8 protein-coding genes are annotated in these 5,503 nt (G+C 30.5%); 4 read left to right on the top strand and 4 right to left on the bottom strand.

Annotated elements, in window-relative coordinates:
• Nucleotides 1–66: 66 nt before the first annotated feature.
• On the bottom strand, nt 67–336 hold the full coding sequence (locus HMPREF3131_RS05375; RefSeq protein ID WP_017175390.1) for a hypothetical protein: 270 nt from the start codon (nt 334–336) through the stop codon (nt 67–69).
• Between the two features lie 202 nt (nt 337–538).
• Here HMPREF3131_RS05375 and HMPREF3131_RS05370 point away from each other — a divergent pair, with 202 nt between their 5' ends.
• The 4 genes from HMPREF3131_RS05370 to HMPREF3131_RS05355 all read left to right on the top strand — a co-directional run bounded on the left by HMPREF3131_RS05370 (nt 539) and on the right by HMPREF3131_RS05355 (nt 4,144).
• A complete protein-coding gene (locus HMPREF3131_RS05370) occupies nt 539–2,461 on the top strand; it encodes a MobA/MobL family protein (protein ID WP_057504645.1) in 1,923 nt (640 codons plus the stop codon).
• Nucleotides 2,462–2,734: 273 nt separating this feature from the next.
• Complete coding sequence (locus tag HMPREF3131_RS11625) at nt 2,735–3,148, top strand: NINE protein (RefSeq protein WP_000448282.1); 414 nt, start codon at nt 2,735–2,737, stop codon at nt 3,146–3,148.
• Nucleotides 3,149–3,224: 76 nt separating this feature from the next.
• On the top strand, nt 3,225–3,440 hold the full coding sequence (locus HMPREF3131_RS05360; protein WP_002449614.1) for a hypothetical protein: 216 nt from the start codon (nt 3,225–3,227) through the stop codon (nt 3,438–3,440).
• 29 nt (nt 3,441–3,469) lie between these two features.
• Complete coding sequence (locus HMPREF3131_RS05355) at nt 3,470–4,144, top strand: IS6 family transposase (RefSeq protein WP_002449609.1); 675 nt, start codon at nt 3,470–3,472, stop codon at nt 4,142–4,144.
• A 164-nt stretch (nt 4,145–4,308) separates the two neighbouring features.
• Here the strand turns inward: HMPREF3131_RS05355 and HMPREF3131_RS05350 are convergent, their stop codons facing one another.
• From HMPREF3131_RS05350 to HMPREF3131_RS11495, 3 genes are all read right to left on the bottom strand, one after another.
• Entirely contained in the window at nt 4,309–4,641 is a 333-nt protein-coding gene (locus tag HMPREF3131_RS05350; RefSeq protein WP_002505086.1) for a winged helix-turn-helix transcriptional regulator, read from the bottom strand.
• An 89-nt stretch (nt 4,642–4,730) separates the two neighbouring features.
• Nucleotides 4,731–5,279, bottom strand: a complete 549-nt coding sequence (gene hxlB, locus HMPREF3131_RS05345) for a 6-phospho-3-hexuloisomerase (protein ID WP_002505085.1) — start codon at nt 5,277–5,279, stop codon at nt 4,731–4,733.
• Nucleotides 5,280–5,281: 2 nt separating this feature from the next.
• Nucleotides 5,282–5,503 (bottom strand): orotidine 5'-phosphate decarboxylase / HUMPS family protein (locus tag HMPREF3131_RS11495; protein ID WP_256262194.1); only part of this gene is annotated, 222 nt, incomplete at its 5' end.

Here is a 5,503-nt window from a genome sequence, read left to right as displayed (position 1 = left end):
GCTTTTTCAATTTCAACATTTATTTTTTTGAGATTTTTAAAATCATTCATCGTATCACTTACTATTCTAGTTAATTTTGTCTTCTGTTAAATTTTCGTTGTTCTCGTCGATGCTATTCTGTTCGATATCTTTATTAAATTCTTCAATGACTTTATCCATAATTTTATACAATTCATCACTAGAGTTGATCATATTTAAATCAAGTTCATTTAAAAAATAACCACCAATTTTATTAGATAGTTGTTCTTCTTGTTTTTTCTTTTGCTTTTTCAGTTGTTCAATTTGTTGTTCTAATTGACTTAATTTTGTAATATCTGTTTGTTTGATTTTAGACATAAAAAACTCCCTCAGTTTATCTATATAAAGTATATCATAATTCATTGGGTAAGTCGCTCATCCATGGTATAATATAGCCAGTTCTTAAGACACTGCCCATTTACATGCAAATTGAAAATTGGCATAAAAATGGGCAACCATACTGGTTGATCATTATAGTTCCCACAGGGGTAAAAAAACAGAAAAGAGAGGAGGTAAAATCATGAATAAAGGTTACTTTATGTTAAGAGTGACAAATATTAATCGAGCAACAAAAAATATCGTTGCGTCAGCGTCTTATCGTTCTGATAAAGCATTATATAGCGAACGTACAGATGAAAAAATTAAGTTTAGAAATCATATTGTTAAGCCTGAAAGCATGATTTTAACCCCTCAACATGCACCCGAATGGACTAAAGATAGAGAGCATTTATGGAATGAAGTTGACAAAGTTGAAAAGAATAATGCGAAAACGAAAAATCCTAGATTAGCAAAAGAAGTCTTGTTAAGTTTGCCTAATGATTTTGATAGAGAAGTACAAACAGAATTAACAAAAGATTTTATAAAAAGTGAGTTTGTAGACAAAGGAATGGTGGCTGATATTTCAATTCATAGAGATGATATGAACAATCCACACGCTCATGTTTTATTGACTCAAAGACCTTTTAATTCAGACGGTACTTGGGGAAAAAAGACAAAAACGAGAACACGATATGATGAAAACGGTCATGCGATTTTAAATAAAAATGGTAATAAAGTTAGAAAGCAAGAACGTTTTGCTGATTTTGATTTCAAAGAAGTTCGTAAGCATTGGGAATTAAAATTAAATCAATATTCAGAACGTGAACAAAGTTTAAGAAGATATGATAGTCGTTCTTTTGAAGCGCAAGGTTTAGATAAAATTGCCGAAATTCCACTAACAAGAGAAGAATATCGACTAGAACAAAACGAAAAAAGACGCTGTGAAAAAGAGGGTATCGAGTACAAACCCGTTACTTATTACGGACAGAAAAATGATCAAATTAGAAGATATAATCGTGGCGAAGTATCACAAATATTTAGTGATAAAGAGAAAAAACAAGCACAAAATGAAATCAGATTATTTATTCAAAATGCTAACGATCAAGTAAGTAAAAATGAACAAAATTATTCTATTTTATTTGATAGATATCAACGTGAAGTTGGCTATTCAGAGGCTAAGGAAACCATTAAAAATACGTTTGATAGTGCGTCTACCTTTGGTCGTAAAATTCAAAATGATTTACTCAAAAATGAAATTAAGAGACGTCAATTAAAATTCTATGCTAAAAATTATGATGAAAATTATCAGTTTAGAAAAGAAATTGAAAGCAAAGGATATAACCAACAAGAGTTTGTCAATACTGTTGAAACTAACTATAAAGCGTTACTCAATGAAAAGAATAAGTTAGAAAATAGAGAAGAAAAACGTAAAAAGATTTATCAATCAGCTAAAGATGTTTATCTAACTGAAAGTGAAAAAAATAATCTAATTGTTCAGCAAATGTATCCTAAATCTCATTATCGTTTTAGTCATGATGAGAAAGCATTTATTGTTGATGAGGCACAAAAAGGTAATATTATAAAAGCATCTCATGTGCGATATCTATTTAAACAAAGTAACCATATTCCTTCGGATGTATTTCTAGAAGATACTTATAAAAAAGCGAGTAAGGATATTTTCTTTAGTGAAAGACATCTTAAACACTTAGAAAAAGATAGCTTTGAATATAATGTTGAATTGCAATTTATTAAGGAAAAAGAAAAAGAAATTGATAGTTATAAAGAACATATTGATAATGATTTAAGAATAGATATAGGCGATAAAAACTTTGAAAAAGTCAAAGACCAAACACCTAATGAGAAAGTTCAATTACTTATCAAACTTGAAAAATATAACAATGTCGATCAAGAAGAAGTTATCGAAAAACATATTAATCAAGTGGATAGAAATGATAATGACAATCATCTTGAACACGAATATGGACAATCTAATCATATTCATTTACCTACGATAAATGCCAGTGACTTCCTTATGTATTATGCGAACGAAACTGAAAAACAAAACAATATTAATCATAATAAAAAGAAGAAGAAACAAGAGAGAAATAACCAAATGAGAAGATAGTAAGCAGTTGAAATCATACAAAGTTCATTCTTTAATAATAAGAAACTTAACCCAATGTGGTAAATTAGCTTTGGTTTAAAGAAAACATTTATATACTTAGATAAGGTACATTCTATGTATTATCACAATGTATTTTAAAACGTGTATAATTATAGAAAAACCTTGATATTATGCGATTGTTCACATATTTCAGCATAAAAAATACTAATGTTCATAAATATCGATAGAAAAAATTGAGTTTAAATATATCTTAAAGTTAGGGAGAAAAATAATTTGGAAACAAAAATTGGACATCAAATACAAAAGTTAAGAAAAAGTAAAAACATGTCTCAAGAAAAATTAGCTGAAAAGTTAGGGGTATCGAGACATTCTATTTCTAATTGGGAAAGAGAAGTAAGTAATCCCGACTTAAAAACAATTTTAGAAATCACTAAATTATTTAATGTTTCTCTAAATCAATTAATTAAAGGAGTGGAAATCATGCAAGTTAATAAATATGTTTACTCTGCATTAGCATTTTTTCTAGGAGGTTTCGGGGCTCATAAGTTTTATGTTAAGAAAAATAAAAATGCTCTTCTTTATTTACTATTTTGTTGGACGGGAATACCGGGTGTGATAGGTATGGTAGAAGGTGTTTTAACACTTATGCGTCCGAGCGATAGTGAAAACAATATAGAAATAAATTAAACCAAAAATAAAAAGCCGATGTATCGGATTTTTTTTAGTGTACATGTGAATATTAAAAATGATGGAGTGATTTCACATGAACACATTCGTTTTCGGCGTGATTACAAAGCGATTAGAAGAAATAGGTTTTAATGTACACAAGGTGTTTAAAATGCCCGAAAAACAGGCACTATTTGAAGATTTGTACCATTATGTGAGATACGTTAAACCATGCAAGGCTGAACTAACAATGGTGGCATTAGATAGTGATGAATTGATTCATTACGGTTCTGTTGCAAAGTTAGATTTATAGTATAATTTTAACAAAAAGGAGTCTTCTGTATGAACTATTTCAGATATAAACAATTCGATAAAGATGTTATAACTGTAGCCGTTGGCTACTACTTAAGATACGCATTAAGTTATCGTGATATATCTGAAATATTAAGGGAACGTGGTTTTGATGTTCATCATTCAACCATTTATCGATGGGTTCAAGAGTATGCACCTATTTTCTATCAACTTTGGAAGAGAAAACATAAAAAAACGTATTATAAGTGGCGTATTGATGAGACATATATCAAAATTAAAGGACAGTGGTGTTATCTGTATCGCGCGATTGATGCAGATGGACATACATTAGATATTTGGTTACGCAAAAAACGAGATCATCAATCAGCATATGCGTTTATTAAGCGCCTTATTAAACAATTCGGTAAACCTCAAATGATAATTACAGATCAAGCACCTTCAACGAAGGTAGCCATGGCTAAAATAATTAAAGTGTTTAAGCTGAAACCTAACTGTCATTGCACATCTAAATATCTCAATAACCTCATTGAACAAGATCATCGTCACATTAAGGTGAGAAAGACAAGATATCAAAGTGTCAATACGGCAAAAAATACACTCAAAGGCATTGAATGTATTTACGGATTATATAAAAAGAACCGTAGGTCTCTTCAGATCTACGGATTTTCACCATGCCACGAAATTAGTTATATGTTAGCTGGTTAGGCGAAGACTGACACAATAAAATGGTGGTTAGCTATATTTTTCTAACTTTGCAACAGAACCCTTAATTTCATAGAACGGCGAAATTAATACATGTTAGTCAGCTAATTGAATACTTACATTATAAGAGAGTAGTTAACTTTATTTTTAATTTGCACCAGAACTTTTTAATGTATTATTTCATCCTTGAATAAATCACCCCATTCGCATATTGCATAAACCACCTTATCTAGCTTGTAGCCTATAGATGTCAGCTTATACTCCACTTTTGGGGGAACTACAGAATAAATATGTCTTTCAATAATTTGGTCCTCTTCTAATTCTCTAAGTTGTCTTATTAGCATCCTTTGATTGACATGCGGCAACTTTTTTTGTAGCTCACTTAATCTCAATACTTTGTCTTGAAGTAAATGAAAAATTATAGGGATCTTCCACTTTCCTCCGATAACACATAAAGCTAAATCTTTAGAAGTGAAAAATTCTTTTCCTTTATAATACAATTTTCATCCTTCTTTCTTCTATAATATTAGAATTTACATTGTTAATGCGGAAGATTATATAATCTTCCGCATTAACTGCTTATTTATATCTATTCTAAATTGGCATGATTATTTTGCATAGTTGTTTCATCAACATCTAATTGTGTCATTAGTCCAATGACTACACTATCTAAAAAGATTTGTGATGATTGTTCAAACAAACTACCTAACGGTTGATCAGACCCAGTAGCATCGTGTTTTGTACCTGCTGGTAATTCAACTACTGTGTCTGCAATTTCACCAATTGCAGAATCTAGTTTAGTTGTTAGTAATACCACTTTTGCATCAACTGATTTCGCTTTTTCTGCTAATAAGCGAAGATGTTCTGTTGAACCTGAACCAGAAATCACAATAAATAAATCATCTTTTTGAATTGATGGTGTTGTTGATTCGCCAATGACAAATGCTTGCTTTCCTAATTGATTGAGTCTCATTGCAAAACTATTTGCAACAAATCCAGAACGCCCCTTACCTGCAACAAATATACGTGATGCTTCAGTTACTTCTGATGCAAATCCATCAAATTCTTCATCTTTAACATGAGATAAAGTGCCCTTTAGCTCATCTAAAATTAATTGATAATGATTAAAAGTTGTCATCACTATTTACCTTCAATAGCGTCACGACATTGTTTAGCTGCTTCTACAGGGTCATCAGCATTTGCGATACCGCCACCAACAATTACTAAGTCAGGTTCTTCTGCAACAATTTCTTTAATTGTATCTGGTTTAATACCTCCAGCAACTGCAACTTTAGAATTTTTAATTACTGATTTAACTTTACGTAAGCTATCTAATGGAGATTGTCCTTCAGCTTGTAAATC

It is taken from the genome of Staphylococcus sp. HMSC14C01 (genome assembly GCF_001808085.1).
Taxonomy (GTDB): domain Bacteria; phylum Bacillota; class Bacilli; order Staphylococcales; family Staphylococcaceae; genus Staphylococcus; species Staphylococcus hominis.
The sequence above is the reverse complement of the archived record's forward strand: the minus strand, read 5'-3'. Positions and strand labels throughout refer to the sequence as shown.

Coding starts and splice junctions, on each gene's coding strand:
- HMPREF3131_RS05360 (WP_002449614.1), top strand. CDS start 3,225: ATGAACACATTCGTTTTCGGCGTGATTACAAAGCGATTAGAAGAAATA.
- hxlB (WP_002505085.1), bottom strand. CDS start 5,279: ATGACAACTTTTAATCATTATCAATTAATTTTAGATGAGCTAAAGGGC.
- HMPREF3131_RS05355 (WP_002449609.1), top strand. CDS start 3,470: ATGAACTATTTCAGATATAAACAATTCGATAAAGATGTTATAACTGTA.
- HMPREF3131_RS05375 (WP_017175390.1), bottom strand. CDS start 336: ATGTCTAAAATCAAACAAACAGATATTACAAAATTAAGTCAATTAGAA.
- HMPREF3131_RS05370 (WP_057504645.1), top strand. CDS start 539: ATGAATAAAGGTTACTTTATGTTAAGAGTGACAAATATTAATCGAGCA.